This window comes from Vibrio glycogenivorans, assembly GCF_051660965.1.
Lineage (GTDB): Bacteria > Pseudomonadota > Gammaproteobacteria > Enterobacterales > Vibrionaceae > Vibrio.
The window spans coordinates 79,053-98,475 of record NZ_JBPVIS010000012.1 but is presented as its reverse complement, the minus strand read 5'-3'; the positions used below and the strand labels follow the sequence as shown (position 1 = coordinate 98,475).

The 19,423-nt window shown below is 48.8% G+C and carries 15 protein-coding genes and 1 pseudogene; 8 read left to right on the top strand and 8 right to left on the bottom strand.

Annotated features, from left to right (window positions below):
- Nucleotides 1–108: 108 nt before the first annotated feature.
- From ACSTTG_RS19680 to aguB, 4 genes are all read right to left on the bottom strand, one after another.
- Complete coding sequence (locus ACSTTG_RS19680) at nt 109–1,062, bottom strand: endonuclease (RefSeq protein WP_438475918.1); 954 nt, start codon at nt 1,060–1,062, stop codon at nt 109–111.
- A gap of 230 nt (nt 1,063–1,292) precedes the next feature.
- On the bottom strand, nt 1,293–2,384 hold the full coding sequence (gene aguA / locus ACSTTG_RS19675; protein WP_438475917.1) for an agmatine deiminase: 1,092 nt from the start codon (nt 2,382–2,384) through the stop codon (nt 1,293–1,295).
- Nucleotides 2,381–3,772 (bottom strand): APC family permease, encoded by a 1,392-nt coding sequence (locus tag ACSTTG_RS19670; protein ID WP_438475916.1) that lies wholly within the window; start codon nt 3,770–3,772, stop codon nt 2,381–2,383. Before ACSTTG_RS19670 ends, aguA begins: the two co-directional genes overlap by 4 nt.
- Before the next feature lie 3 nt (nt 3,773–3,775).
- Nucleotides 3,776–4,660: an N-carbamoylputrescine amidase gene (gene aguB / locus ACSTTG_RS19665; RefSeq protein ID WP_438475915.1), complete on the bottom strand. Its 885-nt coding sequence runs from the start codon at nt 4,658–4,660 to the stop codon at nt 3,776–3,778.
- Between the two features lie 99 nt (nt 4,661–4,759).
- Here aguB and ACSTTG_RS19660 point away from each other — a divergent pair, with 99 nt between their 5' ends.
- The gene (locus tag ACSTTG_RS19660) at nt 4,760–5,650 is read left to right on the top strand and encodes a LysR family transcriptional regulator (RefSeq protein WP_438457205.1); all 891 of its coding nucleotides are present in this window, start codon (nt 4,760–4,762) and stop codon (nt 5,648–5,650) included.
- Here the strand turns inward: ACSTTG_RS19660 and ACSTTG_RS19655 are convergent, their stop codons facing one another.
- Nucleotides 5,651–6,541, bottom strand: a complete 891-nt coding sequence (locus ACSTTG_RS19655) for a LysR family transcriptional regulator (RefSeq protein ID WP_438475914.1) — start codon at nt 6,539–6,541, stop codon at nt 5,651–5,653.
- 208 nt (nt 6,542–6,749) lie between these two features.
- Between ACSTTG_RS19655 and ACSTTG_RS19650 the strand changes: the two genes are divergently transcribed.
- The 3 genes from ACSTTG_RS19650 to ACSTTG_RS19640 all read left to right on the top strand — a co-directional run bounded on the left by ACSTTG_RS19650 (nt 6,750) and on the right by ACSTTG_RS19640 (nt 11,296).
- Nucleotides 6,750–8,105 (top strand): putrescine aminotransferase, encoded by a 1,356-nt coding sequence (locus ACSTTG_RS19650; protein ID WP_438457207.1) that lies wholly within the window; start codon nt 6,750–6,752, stop codon nt 8,103–8,105.
- Between the two features lie 143 nt (nt 8,106–8,248).
- On the top strand, nt 8,249–9,766 hold the full coding sequence (locus tag ACSTTG_RS19645; RefSeq protein WP_438457208.1) for a Na+/H+ antiporter NhaC family protein: 1,518 nt from the start codon (nt 8,249–8,251) through the stop codon (nt 9,764–9,766).
- Between the two features lie 96 nt (nt 9,767–9,862).
- Nucleotides 9,863–11,296 carry an aminobutyraldehyde dehydrogenase gene (locus tag ACSTTG_RS19640; protein ID WP_438475913.1) on the top strand — a complete coding sequence of 478 codons (1,434 nt, stop codon included), beginning with the start codon at nt 9,863–9,865 and terminating at the stop codon, nt 11,294–11,296.
- Nucleotides 11,297–11,363: 67 nt separating this feature from the next.
- Here the strand turns inward: ACSTTG_RS19640 and gabT are convergent, their stop codons facing one another.
- On the bottom strand, nt 11,364–12,650 hold the full coding sequence (gene gabT / locus ACSTTG_RS19635) for a 4-aminobutyrate--2-oxoglutarate transaminase (protein ID WP_438475912.1): 1,287 nt from the start codon (nt 12,648–12,650) through the stop codon (nt 11,364–11,366).
- 41 nt (nt 12,651–12,691) lie between these two features.
- Nucleotides 12,692–14,164, bottom strand: coding sequence for an NAD-dependent succinate-semialdehyde dehydrogenase (locus ACSTTG_RS19630; protein WP_438475911.1), 1,473 nt, complete (start codon nt 14,162–14,164; stop codon nt 12,692–12,694).
- A 119-nt stretch (nt 14,165–14,283) separates the two neighbouring features.
- Between ACSTTG_RS19630 and ACSTTG_RS19625 the strand changes: the two genes are divergently transcribed.
- Complete coding sequence (locus ACSTTG_RS19625) at nt 14,284–15,204, top strand: LysR family transcriptional regulator (protein WP_438475910.1); 921 nt, start codon at nt 14,284–14,286, stop codon at nt 15,202–15,204.
- A gap of 355 nt (nt 15,205–15,559) precedes the next feature.
- A complete protein-coding gene (locus ACSTTG_RS19620) occupies nt 15,560–17,926 on the top strand; it encodes a carbohydrate-binding protein (protein ID WP_438475909.1) in 2,367 nt (788 codons plus the stop codon).
- Between the two features lie 163 nt (nt 17,927–18,089).
- Here ACSTTG_RS19620 and ACSTTG_RS19615 read toward each other — a convergent pair whose 3' ends face one another.
- The gene (locus tag ACSTTG_RS19615; protein ID WP_438475908.1) at nt 18,090–18,314 is read right to left on the bottom strand and encodes a hypothetical protein; all 225 of its coding nucleotides are present in this window, start codon (nt 18,312–18,314) and stop codon (nt 18,090–18,092) included.
- A gap of 269 nt (nt 18,315–18,583) precedes the next feature.
- Between ACSTTG_RS19615 and ACSTTG_RS19610 the strand changes: the two are divergent.
- Nucleotides 18,584–18,811, top strand: a pseudogene (locus tag ACSTTG_RS19610) (DUF3622 domain-containing protein); the annotation flags it as partial.
- A 320-nt stretch (nt 18,812–19,131) separates the two neighbouring features.
- The gene (locus ACSTTG_RS19605) at nt 19,132–19,374 is read left to right on the top strand and encodes a hypothetical protein (protein WP_438475906.1); all 243 of its coding nucleotides are present in this window, start codon (nt 19,132–19,134) and stop codon (nt 19,372–19,374) included.
- Nucleotides 19,375–19,423: the final 49 nt, after the last annotated feature.

The window sequence follows — 19,423 nt, the reverse complement described above, 5'->3', positions numbered from 1 at the left end:
CGCCTATATTGAAAAAGCGGCATTGCAGTTAGGGTAGGGTGATAGGTTACAGCAATGGAAAACTCACTGAGTGACTGGGCCAGCATTGATAGCTGACCCAGATAAGGGTTAATGGACGTTACAAGCATCATTGACGAAAGGGTTGCGGTTGCCTTGCTGGCGTAAAATACGCTCGCCACGTACACACTCATCGGCTTGCACGGGATACTGTTTGTTCCACGCATCAAATAGTTGCCGTTTGGCAGAGCTTAACGTGAAATCAGGATAGGCGTAATCAAAATAGAGATAAGTGCGCGCTATCTGGCCCCGGGTCCATTCCGGGGGCTCTACTGCTCGATCATCTATTTTCATTGGGCAGGTGCCAAAGAAGTTATCGATATTGGATGACAGCTGAGTAAATCGATAGTTGGAGCGATAGGCGTTGACCGCGCCAATGGCCGGGACGAGATTCCAGCGGTCGGCGTGCATATAACGAAATTGCTCACTGTGCTTGAGGGCACAATCGCGATTACTCAATCTACGACCACGGCTGTTGAGGCAGCGCTGATCATCTTGAGCAAAATGCCATGCCTCAAACGCGCGGCCGAAGTTTTCTGCCGGAACGATGTGCTCCCATTCGATACGTTCACTGCGGCGCTGATAGCCCGGTGTGCTAAAGCCAGCCGGTAGTTGGGTGTTCCCATCTGAGTCGTAGTCTGCTTGGCAGTAAAAGGTCACTTTATGATCTTTAAAAATCTCGCGCATTTGGCGCTTGGCGGCATTGAAAGAGGGGTTATTGGTGTTGCCTTTGCTCGACAATGGCTGTGGCTCTTTTGGGCGAGTCTCAGGCTCGGTCACCGCGAGCGTTTGCCCTTTAGGTAGGCGTCCACCGGCATCGATACACTGGCTCAGGTCAGGAAAGGTTTTTGTTGCGTTAGTCCGCGCAAACCATGGACTGTCTTGATCATGGCAGATCCCACTCTGGGACAGTTTGACTTTTGCATACGAAGGGACGGCATACGCGGAGGCAGATAACAGGGTAAAGAGACTGAACAGCAGTCGGACTACAGATTGATACGGCACGGAATACAGCTTGAGTTTAGAGTTAGGCCTCTATCCTAAGAGATTGGATGACATTTGAGTAGATGAGAATGAAGGTCTTTTTGCTCAATAAATCACGTTTTTTCAACGGAATTCAGATAATAAGTGCGACATTGTGTTTTCAAGCGGTGAGGCATAAAAAATATGAGCAAGCGCCGCAAGGCGTTTGCTCATAGCGGTTGTGTGTAACCTAGAGGTTTTGCTTACCAGCGTTACACTTTCGGTACCTGCTGGGTAATACAGTGGATATTGCCGCCACCGAGTAGGATTTCTCTGGCGCTGACCCCAACGACCGTGTGCTCAGGAAAGGCGTTCTCAAGTACCGCTTGCGCTTTGATATCGTTCTCGGCATCCAGCAGTGGAAAGATAACCTGTTGGTTGCTGATCAGGAAGTTGGCGTAGGAAGCAGCAAGGCGCTCGCCGGCTTCGCGCTCCATGCCCTCGCTCTGATCAATGCCTTGCGCCTCTTCCTCACTCATAAACAGTGGTCCCGGCATTGGCAGCTTGTGAACCTTGATGGTGCGACCTTGTGCATCCGGTTGGCTGCTCAAGATATCAAAGGCCTCACGGCTGATCTCATATTGAGGGTCGCTCGGGTCTTCACACCATGTCAGGGCAACCTCACCGGGCTTGACCACATGCATTATATTATCCACGTGACCGTTGGTTTCATCGTTATACAAGCCACGAGGTAGCCAGATAACGGTTTTAACGCCTAGGTAATCTCTCAGCTGTTGCTCGATTTGGGCTTTGGTCATATCCGGATTGCGGCTAGGATGCAGCAAGCACTCCTCAGTGGTGTAGACTGTCCCTTCACCATCACAGTGGATAGAGCCGCCTTCAAGTACAAACGATGCTTGGTAGCCACCGTCTTGGGTAAGGTTAAGCATCTTATTCGCCACAGCATTATCAAGATCCCACGGAAAATACAGACCATCAACCAAGCCGCCCCAGGCATTAAACTGCCAACTCACGCCGCGGCGTTGCTGTTGAGCATCAACTAAGTAGGTGGCGCCAATGTCTCTCATCCAGCAGTCGTTGTACGACATCTCAATCACTCGAATATGATCAGGCAACAGGGTACGGGCGTAATCAAACTGGTCATGGTTGACCAGCATCACCACCGGGGTCTGTTGTGCGATGGTGGTCGCTACTTCAGCAAAGGCTTTTTGCGCGAGTTTTGCCCCGTAGCGCCAGTTGTCGGTGCGCACAGGCCACGCCATCCACACCTCTTGCTGAGGCTCGTGCTCACCGGGCATACGAAAGCCGTCATTGGCCGGGAGGGTTTGATAGACCTTACTCATGCGGTTTTCTCCTTCATCACAATGGCATTGCCACGTTCGGCGCGTTTTAGCAGCAGCTCACCCAATCCAATCGTCATCAGCACACCCACCAATACCGGCAGCGAGTATTGCCAATCGATGCTGGCAAAGACGATATCTGGGAAGATAAATAGCACTACTGCCTGCAAGATGATCAAAAAGCACATTGTGGTGATCAATTTCTGCATCACTAAGCCCCCAGGCACCTTAAATGGTCGTGGATGGTCGCCATCGGTGATGCGCAGCTTCAAGTAAGCTGGGAACATAAACAGGTACGGCAGCAGGAAGATGCAGCTTGAGAAGGCAAACATCGACCAAAAGAGTTCATCATTTGATGAGGCAAACACCGCATAAACCAAGATCACGGCAGTAGAAACCAAGCCAGTGATGGTGTTGGCGCCAACCGGAGTCGCAAACTTTTTCGACGTTTTAGCCACAATCTCAGGCAGCTCGCCTTCTTTTGCTGACTCTGCTGCTGCTCGGCTTGAGCCCATGGTCCAGCTCACCATGTTACCGATAAAGGTGATTAGGGTAACGATACCCAGAGCATAGGTCATAAACTGGCCGAATGGACCGTCACCAAAGAGCACTTTTAGGGTGTCGATAATACCTGCCACAAGGCCGATCTCATCCACCGGCAGAGCCATCAGGATCCCAACGGTGCCTGCAATATAGAGGAATGCAGTAATCGCAATCGCAAGGAAGACCACTTTAGGCATCTGTTTGACGTCTTTCATCTCCCTGGTCATGGTCGCAACCAGCTCAAAACCCATCAGGTTAAACACCAACGCGGGTAGGAACGCGATACCAGAATCGAGGGATGGCAGCATTGCTTGGAAGCTAAACTGATTAGCCACACCATGATTGGCTGCGTAAATAAAGCCGCCGATACCTAAAACTGAGATGATCAGGACTTTAAAGATTGCGCAGACATTGGTGATCATCACGCCGACGTCGGTCGAGATATTACACACCCACACAGTCGCCCAGGTAAGAGCAATACAGATAGCCACTTGAGCAAACAGCGGCAACTCAGGCGCAAATAACTCGGCAAACATTCCAGCGAAGAGAATGTAGACCGCCGGCATCCATAAACCCACGTTGATCCAGTAAAACCAGGTGGTTCGAATTGCCCAGCGCGGGCCAAAGGCTTTTTTTACCCAGTCATAAATTCCGCCTTCGCCGGGATAGGCTGAGCTTAGCTCAGAGGTGATCAGGCCATAAGGAAGGACGAAGATCACTAGAATTAACGCCCACCAACCAATCGAGCTAACCCCAATTGAGGCGGAGGCAGTGAGGGTGTCGACAACCAGTACCGCACACAGGCTAAACAGTGCCAGTGGAGTGATGCCCATTTTTTTCTCCGCCATGGTCTACCCCTTCACTTGTCCATCAAGTGTCATCAGTGGTTGGTAGTGCTCTGGGCGACGGTCTCTGAACAGGCCCCATGCACTGCGCTGGAAGGCAATCTCGTCGAGGTCAAACTGGTGGATTAGTACACCACTGGTGTCGCGGTCGGCTTTAGCCAAGATTTGACCGGTATAATCGGCGATAAAAGAAGAGCCAAAGAAGTTGATCTCAAGATCACGATACTTCGCCTGCTCGCGGCCAATACGGTTTGAGGCGATAACCGGGATTTGGTTTGCCGCGGCATGCCCTTGCATCACACACTGCCAATGAGGCTGTGAGTCCATCTCAGGCTGACTTGGCTCGCTGCCAATAGCGGTAGGGAAGAACAGTAGCTCAGCGCCTTGCAGCGCCATGCTGCGCGCGGTTTCTGGGAACCATTGATCCCAACAAATGCCGACACCAATCTTGGCATAGCGGGTCTGCCACACCTTAAAGCCGGTATCACCAGGGCTGAAGTAGTATTTCTCAAGGTAGCCATCGCTATCTGGGATATGGGTCTTACGGTAAACACCCAGCAGTGAGCCATCCGCGTCAATCACCGCCAGTGAGTTAAAGCGAACATTGCCGGCTTTCTCAAACCAGCTGAACGGCAAGACCACTTCAAGCTCTTTTGCCAGCTTAGATAGGCGTTGAAACGCCTCGTTCTCTTCCAGTGTTGTGGCAAGTGCGTGGTAAGACTCGTGGATCTCGATACAGAAGTAAGGGGTTTCAAATAACTCTTGCAGCAGAATGATCTGCGCTCCTTGCGTTGCAGCGTCACGCACAAGTTGCTCGGCCCGATTAATATTCTGTTCGATGTCCCAAGTACACGCCATTTGTGTTGCTGCTACAGTGACTTTTCTCATCATAATCCCTTTATGTTCTGAATCTTATTCTATTTTTAATAACAACCGAGTTATTATGGAAGTGCATAATTTTTATTTTGATATGAAGGATTTCGATAACCTATGGATATGGACATCAATCAGCTGCGCTTGCTGGTGGTTTTAGAGCGTGAGCGAAACCTGTCACGTGCGGCGAAAAAGTTGTTTATGAGCCAATCTGCGGCCAGTCATGTGTTGTCCAAATTGCGCGCTCGCTTTGATAACCCATTGTTTATAAAAACCAAAACCGGAATGGAGCCCACGCCACTGGTACAAGCGCTGCTGCCAGATATTGAGAAGGGCTTGAACTCCATTGATATGGCGTTCAATCGCATGAAGCCGTTTAACCCTGAGCAAGACGCCAAGACCTTTTATATCGGTGCGATTGATTACTTTGAGTTCTATGCGCTGCCAAAGCTAGGCAAAAGGCTTGAATCCTCAGCGCCTAACGTGCGAATAGCGATTGATATCTTGTCTGAAAACATGCAGATGGAGCGGGTAGAGCAGGGACGGATTGATTTGATCTTGGGGGTGGATGAGCTGCAGGTCATGCCGCGCTACTACAATCGTTATCATTGGCTGACGGACCCATATGTGGGGATTGTCGCGACAAATTCGCCCCTCAATGGGCGATTAGACTTAAACACCTTTGTTCAAGTCTCACAAATTCACCTGCCGCTGGTCAACTCAGGTGCCGATCCGATTGATCGCTGGCTACTGCAACACCATCATTCGCGCCAGATCTCAATGATCGTGCAGAGTTACGCGGTGGGGGGGATGGTCACCGCGCAAACCAACAACCTAATGTGTGTGCCACTCAAAGTGGCGCTTGAGCTGGAGCAGATGCTACCGGTCAAAATCGTTGAGCTCCCCCAAGATGCCCCTCAGCTGTCATTAAGCATGTTCACTCACCAGTTGTACGATAACCAAGACAGTATTCAGTGGCTGATCCAGGAGATCAAAGCCTGTACCTAGCTATTTTAGCGCATGGATTTGTTGCAATAGCCACTGAATGGACTCCTGATGATCATAGAGCTTGTGGGTAATGATGCTCAGCTGCAGGGGGGGAATATCCTCGGGCAGCTCCACCACTTTGAGTGGGATCATCGTGGCGAGCAGCTTGGCGACGCGCAGAGGAACGGGAAACAGTAGCCCAGTGCGCGCGCTGATCATTCCGCCAATCGGATAACTCTGCGTCACCATATGGATGTTGCGATAGAGTTTTTGGTCGTGCAGCCAGTTATCGATCACATCTGAGGCATTCGCGGTGATCGGCAAATGGATCTGGCTCTCATTCGCAAACTCTAGGGTGGTGAGTTTGTCTGGGATCTCACGCCACTTGGCCACCACACCCACGTAGCGATCGCTAAGCCACTCCGTGGTATTAAAGTTCTTTGAGGCGTGCGAGACATTGTTAACGCCAATATGCAAATCCAACCGCCCACTCTCAACGCGCTCCATTTTCACGTGCTCAGAATTGATATCGATCGACAGGCGAATATTCGGCGCACGCTCAACGAACGCCTCAGCCAATAATGGCATCGCAACAAACTCAAAGTAATCACACGCACCGATGTAAAAAGTGTGGGCATCGGTTTGTGGGTTAAACGAGGATTGCATCTCCGCCGCGCGGGCGATATTGGACACCCCTTGGCGCAGCACCGGCAGCATTGTCTGGGCAAACGGCGTCGGGTTCATTCCTTGGCTAGTGCGGACAAAAAGCGGGTCATTAAACCGCTCACGCAGCTTTGCCAGGTTGTGACTGGCCGCCGATTGACTGACATACAGTCGCTCTGCCGCTTTGGTGATGTTGCGCTCGTCATCAAGCGCGATCAGTATGCGTAACTGATTTAAATCGAGATTCAACTGGCTCCCTCCAATATGAATACCATTCATAGAATCATGATGATAACCCATTTCAAAACAGATCCATAAGTCGATAACTTAAAAGTGAACAAAGTGTGACGAAGCAGTGAAATTAACTGGTTAATGGCTATTGCAATCAAGAGAGTATTGATGTCAGCCCACACTCGACCCTGAACAAATAACTGCGAACTTGGCGTAGGTGGTAGAAATGGATTATTCGAAAAGAAATATTGATGATGCCTTTTTAGAGGCAAGCAAAATGGTCAATCTTATCGCGAAAGATGAGCAAGATATTAGCTTAGAGGAGCGCACATGGATTGCAGAAAGCACCTATGAAAACTTCGAAAATCATATTAACAAAGGCTTCCTAGAGTACCGTAAATCGGTGACAGAAACCGAGGGGATTGCCCTTACTGATTGGTCTGGTCAAGGCTCGGTGCTTAAGGATGTACTCGGTCGTGAGTTTATCGATATGCTTGGTGGCTATGGTTTGTATTCACCGGGTATTCGCCACCCAAAAATTGTTGCCGCGGCGAAGGCGCAGTTGGAGCGCAGCCCACAATACAGCCAAGAGATGCTCGATCCTCTGCGTGCTCACCTAGCAAAAGTGATTGCCAAATTGACCCCTGGCGATATCCAGTATGGTTTCTTTGCCAATTCGGGCACGGAAGCGGTCGACGGAGCGATGAAGCTGGCCAAAATGTACACTGGTAAGAAAGGCTTTATCTCGACGCTGAAAGCCTTCCATGGTAAATCGCTTGGGGCATTGTCTCTGCTAGGTAAAGCGGTGTATCGCGAGCCGGTTGGGCAACTGCTCGATGGTGTGCGTCATGTCCCTTACGGTGATGCGGATGCGGTTGAGGCGCAGCTGCAAGCAGCGCAAGAAGTCGGTGAGGGGATTGCGGCCGTGATTGCTGAGCCGATTCAAGGCGAAGCGGGCGCGATTGTACCGCCGGACGATTACTGGCCACGTCTGCGTCAGATCTGTGATAAATATGGCGTGTTGCTGATTGCCGATGAGGTACAAACCGGCTTTGGCCGCACGGGTAAGCTGTTTGGTGTTGACCACTGGGATGTCACCCCTGACATCATGTGTTTTGGTAAAGCACTCGGTGGCGGCGTGATTGCCATGTCGGGTTTCTTCGCCAGTGCCAAGCTGTGGAAAGTGCTAGAACCCAACCCATTTATGCACACAACTACCACGGGTGGTAACCCAATTGCTTGTGCTGCGGCGCTGGCACAAATTTCGGTCTTACTTGAAGAAGATCTCGCCGGACAAGCGGCAGAGAAGGGCGAGTACATCAAGCGAAAACTGGCTGAGATCCAGCTTAACTACCCAGGCGTGCTAACGGATGTGACAGGGCGCGGCCTGCTGCTTGGCATGGTGTTTAGTGACGATGATATCGGCTTTAAAGTAGTGTCTGGCCTGTTTAAGCGTGGCATCCTGATTGCTGGTACTTTGAACAACTCTCAGGTGGTGCGAATTGAGCCAGCCTTGAACGTGTCTTACGACCTGATCGACAAATTCATCTTCGAGCTCGAGGATGTGATCAAATCAATCTAAACAAATACAGGGCAACGCGACGGCGGTTGCTCTTTTTATAGCTGTTATTTATAAGAACTATAAGCCTCAAGGCAAATAAAAATAGATGCGAGAGTGATGCTTAAAAATGGACAAGTCATCGAAATCTTAGGGAGTTAGTATTTATGACTGACAAAGAACTAGCAATTAAACAGGTCTATGTTAATGATTCAGTAAAAGACATATATCGCAGCAACAAATTTTTTATCACACTGACTATTGGTCTGTGTATCTACGCACTGTTCTATGCCTTATCACAAGCCCATGTTGAGGGCACTGAGTGGGGCTGGCAGTCCATCTTACCAACCATCGCCGTGCTGTGTATTGCGGTGATCTCTCGTCGACCCTTTGAGTCCATGCTTGCCGGTGTGCTTGCCGGATTAATCATGATCAGCCCTGATAATATCATTACCCCTTTTGCTGATAATGTGTCGGCAGTGATGGGGGATGAAACCATTGTGTGGATCATCTTGGTGTGTGGATTAATGGGCGGATTTATCCGTATCTTGGAGATAAGCAGTTGTCTTGACGGGTTCACCGAGTGGTTGAAAACCAAGATTAAGTCACGTCGTCAGTCGACCATCGCAACGGTCGTCCTTGGCGCTGTGGTGTTTATCGACGACTATCTAAGCTGCTTGGCGGTGTCATCCTCAGTGAAAAAACTCACCGACTATTATCAGGTCTCGCGTGAGAAGATTGCTTACCTTATCGATTCGGCCGCCGCGCCAATGTGCGTTATCGTGCCAATTTCTACCTGGGCGGTGTTCTTCTCTGGTCTTTTGGAAGACAACCAAGTGGCAGAATCTGCTCAAGGCCTGAATCTGTATATCTCAGCAATCCCATTTATGATGTACGCGTGGATAGCACTGATCATCGCGTTCTTGGTCGGCAGTGGCATCATTGGCGATATCGGCCCGATGAAAAAAGCGGAGCAACGAGCCAAAGAGGGGCACCCAATCCCACTCGATTTTGAGGGTGAGGAGCTGACCAACAAATCAAAGGCCAAGCGCAAGTTAAATATGAATGTGCAGTTATTTAACTTCTTCTTCCCAATCCTGCTCTTGATTGCCTCAACCGTGTATTACGATATCGACCTATTAAAAGGCGTGATCATCGCCTGTACGGCGACAATTTTGCTCTATACCCTGCAAGGCTTAATGTCATTTGAGGACCAAGTTGATGCCTTATTTCAGGGCTTCAACACCATGCTTTACCCGCTCTCAACGGTTATCGGTGGCTTCTTGCTCAAGGAGATCAACGATCAACTTGGGATGACCGAGTATATTATTGAGTCGGCAACCCCGTACTTAAGTCAGATCACTTACCCAGCGATTGTGTTTGTGTTGCTTTCTCTAGTAGTGTTTGGCACCGCATCGAGCTGGGGCGTCTTCGTGATTGCCATCCCGATTGTTATCCCAATCGCGCTGCACCTTGACGTGCACATGCCGCTGGTCATCGGCGCTCTGCTTTCGGCCTCTGCGTTTGGTAGCCACTCATGCTTTTTCAGTGATTCATCGATCCTCGCCGCCCAAGGCGCAGGGTGCTCGCCGATGTCACACGCCTTTACCCAGTTCCCTTATGCGTTGATGGGCGCCATCTTTGCTGTCTTTGCGTTTCTGACACTTGGCTATATCTACGCCTAATCAAAAAGACCTCACCCTTGTGGTGAGGTTGCCCCTCTTTGCCCAAAACTCAGTGAGCTGAATTTTGCTACATCAAGAATTTTTAAGGACAAAACAATGAAATACAAATTATGGATCAACGGGATGGCTTGTGATGCCATCAGTGGTGCCACCATGGATGTTGAAAACCCTGCAACCGGTGAGATTATCGACCGCGTACCGGACGGGGGAGCCGAGGATTCTGACTTGGCGGTTGCTGCCGCGAAAGAGGCCTTCGATGATGGGCGTTGGTCGAACAAAACGCCTGCTGAGCGCGCTGCTGTGCTACTTAAAATGGCGGATCTTATCGAGGCGCGCAGCGACGAGTTTGCCAGAATTGAATCGGAAGATACGGGCAAGCCGCTAGAGTTTGTCAGTGCGGGTGGTGACATTCCTTTTGTGATTGATAACCTGCGCTTTTTTGCTGGTGCGACGCGAGAGATCAACGGCTCTGCCAGCGGTGAATACGCACAGGGTTATACCTCAATCCTGCGCAAGGAGCCGTGTGGAGTGACGGCGGGGATCACGCCTTGGAACTACCCACTATTGATGGCGGTGTGGAAAATCGCGCCAGCTTTGGCTGCGGGTTGCACGTCTGTGATCAAGCCTGCGCCAAGTACGCCGCGAACCACCTTGATGCTGGGTGAGATTGCTCAGCAGGCTGGCTTGCCAGATGGGGTACTGAATATTGTCAGTGGCGGCAATGCCGCGGGTGAGGCGTTAACCACCCATCCTGATGTCGCTATGGTCAGCCTGACGGGCTCGAGTCGCACTGGTAAGGCAATCATGCAGTCATCTGCCGAGACGCTCAAGCGAGTGCACCTTGAGCTTGGTGGCAAGGCGCCATTGATTGTGTGTGAGGATGCCGACCTTGAGATGATGGCAGAAAAAGCGGCTATTGGCGGGTTCTTTAACTCCGGACAGGACTGCACCGCGGCAACGCGGATTTTGGTGCATCAATCCATCTATGATCAAGCGGTGTCGGCCTTGATTAAGGCAACCAAGGAATTTGTCGTGGGTGATCCACTTAATGCTGAGACTATGATGGGCTCAATGGTGTCCAAGGTCCACCAAGAGTCTGTCGCGGCCTTTGTTGAACGAGCGAAAAAGGCTGGTGCAACCGCGATCGCTGGTGGTTATGTACCGAAAGGGCCGGGTCATTTCTATGCGCCGACACTACTGATTGATGTTGAGCAAGACTCTGAGATTGTCCAAGAAGAGGTGTTTGGCCCGGTCATGACCATTCAAACGTTTAGCGATGATGATGAGGCTATTGCGCTTGCTAATGATGTGAAATACGGCCTGGCTTCTTCGGTATTCACCCAAGATATTCGCCGCGCGATGCGCTTCACCCGTGATCTGACGTTTGGTACGGTGTGGGTCAATGACCACTTGCCGCTCAGCTCAGAAACGCCACATGGTGGGTTTAAGCAATCGGGCTTTGGTAAGGATCTCTCAGCAGAAGCGATTGCCGACTACCAGATCACTAAGCATGTGATGGTAGCGATTTAGGCGAGAAAAAACCGCTTTGGTTTGACTGATGGCGTTGATCACAATCGAGTGATCAACGCCGTTTTCGTTAGTGACTTGTCACGACACTCTCAAACAACTCACAAAACTTAGACAAGCCCTCTTCTACGATTTCATCGCTGCTGGTTAATGCTGGTAGGAATCGAATCACATTGGCATAGAAGCCGCAGGCCAGCAGCACCAGGCCATATTCCGCTGCCTTGGCAATCAGAGCTTGAGTTAACGCCACATTAGGCTGTTTACTGTCCCCATCAATCACGAGCTCAATGGCGATCATCGCGCCTTGGTTACGCACGTCAAGGATATGCATGGGATAGCTTGCCTTGAGAGTCGACAGCGCTTGATTGAACTGGCTGCCAATCTGATTAGCGCGCTCAACCAGGTTTTCATCTTCTATCACGTCAAGCACGGCGAGTGCGGCTGCACACGCGATGGGCGAGCCACCGTAGGTGCCGCCAAGCCCACCGGGTAGGGGGGCGTCCATGATTTCGCTTTTGCCGACCACTACCGAGAGGGGATAACCACCCGCCACGCCCTTGGCCATAGTGATCAAATCAGGCTCAATGCCGCTATGTTCGATACTGAACATCTTGCCAGTACGGGCAAACCCGGTCTGAATCTCGTCAGCGATAAGCACGATACCGTGCTGGTCACACAGCTTACGTAACTTACGCAATAAAGCAGTCGGCGCGGGATAGAATCCGCCTTCGCCTTGAACGGGCTCGATAATGATCGCCGCCACATCCTCTGGGCCAATATCGACCTTAAACAGATTGGTTAGGGCATTCAAGCTATCCTCTACCGAGATGCCGTGGGCATCGATTGGGAAAGGGATATGGAAAATATCACCGGGGAAGGGACCGAATAGATGCTTGTAAGGCGCCACTTTACCAGTCAGCGCCATTGCCATATTCGTTCGGCCATGGAAGCCGCCGTTAAATGCAATTACACCGCGACGTCGCGTATGGGCGCGGGCGATCTTGACGCTGTTTTCGACCGCTTCAGCACCAGTGGTGACAAAAATCGCCTTTTTTTCCGAAGGCCCAGGGGCAATCGTGGTGAGCTTTTCTGCCAGCTCTACCGCACTCTCATAGGGATTGACCATTAAACAGGTGTGACTGAATTTGTCCACTTGGGCTTTAACCGCCTGGGTAATCTTTGGGTGACTGTGACCGGTATTACACACGGCGATACCCGTGGCAAAATCGATGTAGCGCTGTCCTTCGACATCCCAGATTTCGGCGTTTTGAGCACGCTCGACATAAACGGGATAGGCGTTACCTTGGCCGCGAGCAAACACTTGCTGCTTGCGCTTTTGTAGTTTTGAGTTGTTCATACTATTCCTTTAGCACTGATGTTGTGATGTGTGTAATTGGGTTATTTAGTGAGGCCGCCCATGCATAAGTATTTGATCTCCATATACTCATCAAGACCATACTTCGAGCCCTCACGGCCTGAGCCAGATTGTTTTACACCACCAAATGGGGCAGAGACATTAGAGATGGCGGTGTCGTTAATGCCAACCATGCCATACTCGAGCGCTTCAGCGGTGCGCCAAATTCGCCCGATGTCACGGCTGTAGAAGTAAGCTGCGAGCCCATACTCGGTATCGTTAGCCATGGCGATGACCTCATCGTCATCGTTGAAAGCGATGATCGGCGAGACCGGGCCAAAGATCTCGTTGCGTGCTACTGGCATTGAGTTGGTTACGCCAGTGAGTACGGTAGGCAGATAAAAGCTATTGCCCAGTGGTGAGCGCTCACCGCCCAGCGCGAGCTGAGCACCTGCAGCGAGTGATTCGTTGACTAGGGTTTCAACGTCACTGACAGCATCGGCGCTGATCATCGGTCCGATTTCTGTCCCAGGCTGCGTGCCATCACCAAGCTGCAGCTTGCTAACGGCGGCGATAAACTTGTCGCTAAACTGCTCGAGTATCGATTGATGGACAAAAATGCGATTAGTACAGATGCAGGTTTGCCCAGCATTGCGGTATTTCGAGCTCAGTGCGCCCTGAACGGCGGCGTCTATGTCGGCGTCATCAAACACGATTAACGGCGCATTACCACCTAGTTCCATGGAGACTTTCTTGACCGTTGAGGCACATTGACTGATCAGCGCTTTACCCACCTGAGTTGAACCGGTAAAGGTGAACTTGGCGATATCGGGATGCTGAGTCAACACCTTACCCATGCCGCGTGCATCACTGCCAACTACGACATTAAACACGCCAGCAGGGATACCCGCACGCTCGGCGAGTTCAGCCGCTGCCAGAGCTGATAACGGCGTTTGTGTCGCCGGGCGCACGACAAAGGTACAGCCAGCGGAGAGTGCTGCCGCGGCTTTGCGCGTGATCATCGCGTTAGGAAAATTCCATGGGGTAATCGCGGCCACAACGCCGACAGGCTGTTTAATCACCAAGATACGCTTGTCATTGGCTGGCGCAGGAATCGTGTCACCGTAGGCACGAGTGGCCTCTTCGGCAAACCATTCAATAAAACCAGCACCGTAGTTGATCTCGCCTTTGGCCTCAGCCAGCGGCTTGCCTTGCTCTAAGGTGAGGATATAGGCCAGATCGTCTTGGTGCTCAAGCATCAATTGATGCCATCTTTTGAGCAACTGGGCTCGCTGCTGGGCGGTTTTCTGACTCCAGGCCGCCAGCGCTTGTTTTGCGGATTTAACCGCGAGCTCAGTTTCAACAACACCAGCATCGCTGACATGGGTGATCACCGAGCCGTTGGCTGGGTTAACGACAGTAAGTTGAGCCTCGCTGGTGTGCCAACTGCCATTGATATAGGAAAATTGCTTGATAAGTTGACTGTCATTCAGTGTAAATTGCTGGTTGTCCTTCATAATACGCGTCCTTTATTCACCTCTTTATTCACCCATGACTATTGAAGACTAAATTCGAATCGGTTTAAATATCAAACTATTAACTCAATGTTTGACGTGCATAAAACAATGGAGTGTTCATGCGCAGAAGCTCGATTATCCCTAAACCCGTTACTGAGTATGACTTACGCTTGCTGCGGATCTTTGTGTCCGTGGTCGAGCATGGCGGCTTTTCGGCGGCTGAGAATGCGTTGGGGATCACGCGCTCTACCATTAGCGTGCATATGACCAATCTTGAGTCGAGAATGCAGCTCAAGCTCTGTCGCCGAGGTCGAGGGGGCTTCTCTCTCACTGAAGAGGGGCAGATGGTGTATCACGCGGTCATTAACCTATTTGAATCGCTTGATGAGTTCTCGCTGCTGGTGGGTACGCTGAGTAAGGATTTGAGCGGCGAGTTGGTGATCATGTGCTCTGATCAACTCGATAGTAAAAAGCAGCAGAAACTCGCGACAGCGATTGAACAGATCCACGATCAATCTCCCAACCTGCATATCGTGCTTGACGGTGATACCTTGCCGAATATTGAGCAGCAACTGCTCAAAGATAGAGTTCACGTAGGATTGTTGACTCAATCCCAGAGTATTGAAGGGCTCGAGGATACCATCCTTTCCCGTGAGCCAATCTATCTGTGCTGTGGGCGCAAACACCCATTTTTTGATCTGGTGGATAGCGAAATCAGTGCCGAGTACTTATCCAAAGTAGCGACCATCCATCCGGGCATAGACCTTCCGCCCGATGGTCGGGAGCAGCTTAAAAAGCTCCAATTAAGCGCCAAGTCTTATCACTTTGATATGCGTAAAACCATGATCATGTCTGGTAAGTATTTGGGCTACATGCCGCAGAGTTATATCCAGGATGAGCTTAACCAAGGAGTAATGAGGATTATTCAGCCAAGCTTGCTTTCTTACCAGTTTGTATTGTCGCTGGTGAGCAAGAAACTGCCGCGCGAGCCGCGCAAAGTTGAGCTTGCACGTCGGGTGTTGGCTGAGGCATTTGCTTAGTGCTCTCTCCTGCTAACCCTGCCGATAAAACGGGGCTGTATTATGAGAAGTTAGCCATACTAGGGTGGCTAGCAGTTGACTGTCAGAAGCGTTACGGCTCCAACAAGAGACCAAAAGAGCGTTATGGTTAGTTTTAAGATCTTAAAATCTACTCTACCAACAGAATTCGCTTTGGTAATAATAGATTGACTCATATGCAATTATTACATCTTTACCATCTGTTATTTACATTCGTGTTGCGCAGATGTAAATATTTGGTTGATCTGTGGCACGATTTTGGTTCTCCATTGTGACGATTATGTATTAAGTTGATATCTTTTTGGTTGTTTTTTGTTCGCTCATTAAAGGGAATAATATGAAACCAAAATATTTTAAGCACTCATTAATTGCATCAAGTGTCGCAGTGGTTATTGGCAGCTTAATGCCTCAATATGTGAGTGCTGATACCAAGATAGATATAAACCTAGACTTTAAACATACAGTTGGTGGCATTAGTGAATTTGACCGTGAAAAGTTTATGGTCCTGCATTCAGCCAATATTGAATCTGATTGGGATGGTGAAGAAGATAAAAAAGACTATCTTTTGAATCAGCTTGATACATATTTTGCTAGAGAGACTGGCTCGATGAGGTATCAAGTTGGTCAGGTTGCAGAGGACCCTGCTAGAACCGGGTATGCTCATCCTTACGGTATGACAACAATTGGCACCCAGGTAAAAAATAATTATAAAAACTCCCTAGACAACCGAAACTGGCGACAATTTGAACAGCGCGATCGTGGTCTGATCACAGCGGCTCAAGATGTTCCATTTTATCCGGGATCAGCACAAACAAATAAGGGGTGGGAATTCACCTCTATGGTTCCGTTTGGGCATTCTACAGGTGAATTCATGGGGCGCTTCCTACGTGACTATTTTGGCTCGGGTGGCAACACAGGTCGGCCAGTACCCAAATATTTAGAGTTGATGAATGAGCCCGTTTGGCCTCTTGTTGATAAAGGGATGCATGGTGGCGGTACCATTGATGATATTTTCCAATACCATTTGTCTGCAGCTAACGAAGTTCGCAAATTTGTTCCTGATGTAAAAGTAGGTGGCTTTACGACTGCATTTCCAGAGCTAGAAAAAAACAACTTTTCTCAGTGGGATGAACGTTGGAAATATTTTATCGATCTAACCGGTGATGAAATGGATTTCTACTCGCTTCACCTTTATGACCTACCTGCCTTTCAAGGTGGAGAACATTATCGCACCGGGGCAAATATTGAAGCAACCTTGGATATGATAGAGGGGTACAGTCGCTCACAGGGTAAAGAGCGTCCTTTCTTAATTTCTGAATATGGCGCTCAAGTCCATAACCTGAAAGGGACACCATATAATCCATACCGCGACTGGCTCAATGTTGCCTCTTTTAACTCGATGCTAATGCAATTTTTAGAAAGACCGGACAAAATAATAAAAGCTGTTCCTTTCGGTCCGATAAAAGCAGAGTGGGGTAGAACTGGTGAGAATATACCTTACACTTCACGAATGATGAGGCAAGCCAACGAACCTTATAGCCCAACAGGTGAGTGGGTTTGGACTGATTACATAAAGTTCTACGAGCTTTGGTCAAAGGTAAGTGGAACCCGAATCGAGACAAAACAGAGTAACATTAATATACAGGCAGATGCTTATGGTAGTGGTAATCGAGTTTTTGTCATTTTAAATAATTTGCAAAAAACAAGTGAAACAGTCAGCCTTAATATTTTAGGTAAAGACTTTAATACAATAGCAAGTGTTTCTGGTCAATCACTGTATTTAGGCGAAGATGATTTACCTAAGCTAGATTCAATTAGTGTTGACTTATCACGTGCTCCTGACTTGGTTATGAAGCCAGAATCTACGATTATACTCGAGTATGTATTTGATTCTGCGATTTCACAGCAAAATACCGTACAAGAGAATAAGTACTACTCTGATAAATTCAAGCAAAAGATCAATGCAAATGTTTACTCTATTTTTAACATTAACCATGTTTCATTAGCTCAGCACGGTGAAGCGACTCTTCGTTTAGGTGTTGGTCGTGACCTGGATCTAAGTCGAGTTCCAACGGTGAAAGTGAATGGGACCACTTTAAATACCACAATGAACTACAGAGGTAGTGATCAAGCCGATAAAAGTTCTTTCTTTGGTTTGCTTGAAATACCGGTCCCATATGAATTGCTCAGTACTTCCAATAATATAGAGGTGAAATTTGCAGATGATGGTGGGTACATTAGTAGTGTCGCTTTGCAATTATTCTCTTTTACTAGTAAGTTAGAGCGTTCATTTGATGAATTTAATCCCTCCATTGTTATAGAAGCACAGCACTTCTCTAAGACAGGCAGTATGACAGGGACAGACGCTGGCGGTTATGATGGAGTTAATGCTACGGACATCGGTATAGATTGGGTGAATGGCAAGGACTGGGTATCGTATAAAGATATACAAGTTCCTGTTTCTGGCTACTATCGTGTGAATTATTTGATGGCAACGCCAAATTCCGATAGAACGGTGAATTTCTTTGTTGATGGCGACTATAAGATGACAACAGTAGTGCCTAACACGGGTTCTTGGTCAAATTATCAATCTGTAGTTTCGCAAGACGTATACATATCTGCCGGGGTACATAATTTTATGCTATCTGCCGGTGAGCAAACTTATCAATGGAATTTAGATAAGTTTGAATTGATTAGGCAGTAATTACGAACTTGGACCTAAAGGGCGACATCTCGTGATATTAAGTCGCCCACATCATTTTAGAAGGCATCAGTAAACTGCCGGGATTAGGAAATTTTTTAGGCTGGGTGTTTATCTTAGGTGAGCCAGTTGTCTAACACTCAAGATCGGTAGTCTATGTTTAGGGTTATTGAGGCACTTTGGGTTTCTGATACTCCGATGTGTGCGTTGTCGATTTTTGATACATAGACGCAAAGTCGCCCTCACAGTCATTGTGAAGTAAGAAGTGGGCGAGATTTTCAGGTGATGAGTTCATCAAGGCGTCCAGCTCGATATGAGTGTGGCGGTCGATCAGGCTACAGGTGCCGCTATCGGCGTTGTAATTCTTGCATTGATGGTTGCACTTGCTCATTCAATCGCCCTTCGAAAGAAAACCTTTTAGTAAGATACTGGTTTTACGGCGGATATTCAACTGGGTGCACTTAGAGGTTTGATCGTGCAGTTATTGTTGATAAATAATTATCCTAACTTAGACTTCTGTGCTTTAATGGCGCCCCTTTGATTGATGGTGTCATTACCAGATGCTATCTATAATTTTCCAACCAGCTTAGCTAGAGTTGGTTATGTCCTTGGGATGAGATTGATTAGCCCAAGCCATGCACAGATTTTAGAGAACGAGATATGTCTGAGAGTAAAAAGTTTACAGTCCAAACAACAGAGAAGCGTAATGGTTGGTGTGCTGAGATTGTTCGCCAAGTTTCATCACGCAGAACGACTGTTTCTAAGCGACAAACCGGTTTCGAAACTGAGGCTGAAGCGCAAGCATGGGGAGAAAAGGAGCTTGAGGGCTTTGTTAAAAACCAAGTCGAGCGCAACAAGCGCAAATCGGCACTTCGTCAAGATAAAGACTAAGCCTGGCTCTCAACCGATGCACTTGAGTCAGCGACAACTACGCTGACTCGAATCTTTCTTTATCCCATCTCAGTTTTCTTCTTACTCTCGTTTTAACCACCATTTTGGCCGGATTTGATCTGTCCCAAATTGGACTGACAAAGTCGCGCACGCAAAAATTAGCTGCGATGAGGTTAACCTTGCTTGATGAAACCGCGTTAGATTACTGTGTTTGGATACCCATTTTGTGGTTAAACTGCATGACGCGACAAAAGATAGAGCATCTATATTTGCGGCTCTAGATAGGTACCGACAAATTCTGAACAAAAAGGCTTACCATGGATTTTGATATCAACGCACTCAAACACCACCAACTGGTTGAAGATGGTCAACTAGAAGGATGCTATATTCATCAGCCAGTACCGGGCAGTCAGCAAAACGACAAAGCGGTTGTGGCAGAGCGACAAGCGTTAGAAAGGATGGGGTATAAGGTGGTTCAAGTTAAAGCCAAGGGCGGGACAACGACGTTTGCCGAAGCTATGCAAGAGTTGGCCAAAAAGACGGGTCACCAGCCCAAATAATAGAAAACAGCTATACCTTAGTGATCTCTAGGTGCAGTTGCAGGGGGCA

Excerpts from the sequence above, each read along its gene's own strand:
- ACSTTG_RS19625 (WP_438475910.1), top strand. The coding sequence starts at position 14,284 with ATGCGCAGAAGCTCGATTATCCCTAAACCCGTTACTGAGTATGACTTA.
- ACSTTG_RS19650 (WP_438457207.1), top strand. The coding sequence starts at position 6,750 with ATGGATTATTCGAAAAGAAATATTGATGATGCCTTTTTAGAGGCAAGC.
- aguA (WP_438475917.1), bottom strand. The coding sequence starts at position 2,384 with ATGAGTAAGGTCTATCAAACCCTCCCGGCCAATGACGGCTTTCGTATG.
- ACSTTG_RS19645 (WP_438457208.1), top strand. The coding sequence starts at position 8,249 with ATGACTGACAAAGAACTAGCAATTAAACAGGTCTATGTTAATGATTCA.
- gabT (WP_438475912.1), bottom strand. The coding sequence starts at position 12,650 with ATGAACAACTCAAAACTACAAAAGCGCAAGCAGCAAGTGTTTGCTCGC.
- ACSTTG_RS19605 (WP_438475906.1), top strand. The coding sequence starts at position 19,132 with ATGGATTTTGATATCAACGCACTCAAACACCACCAACTGGTTGAAGAT.
- aguB (WP_438475915.1), bottom strand. The coding sequence starts at position 4,660 with ATGATGAGAAAAGTCACTGTAGCAGCAACACAAATGGCGTGTACTTGG.
- ACSTTG_RS19660 (WP_438457205.1), top strand. The coding sequence starts at position 4,760 with ATGGATATGGACATCAATCAGCTGCGCTTGCTGGTGGTTTTAGAGCGT.
- ACSTTG_RS19670 (WP_438475916.1), bottom strand. The coding sequence starts at position 3,772 with ATGGCGGAGAAAAAAATGGGCATCACTCCACTGGCACTGTTTAGCCTG.
- ACSTTG_RS19640 (WP_438475913.1), top strand. The coding sequence starts at position 9,863 with ATGAAATACAAATTATGGATCAACGGGATGGCTTGTGATGCCATCAGT.
- ACSTTG_RS19630 (WP_438475911.1), bottom strand. The coding sequence starts at position 14,164 with ATGAAGGACAACCAGCAATTTACACTGAATGACAGTCAACTTATCAAG.
- ACSTTG_RS19615 (WP_438475908.1), bottom strand. The coding sequence starts at position 18,314 with ATGAGCAAGTGCAACCATCAATGCAAGAATTACAACGCCGATAGCGGC.
- ACSTTG_RS19620 (WP_438475909.1), top strand. The coding sequence starts at position 15,560 with ATGAAACCAAAATATTTTAAGCACTCATTAATTGCATCAAGTGTCGCA.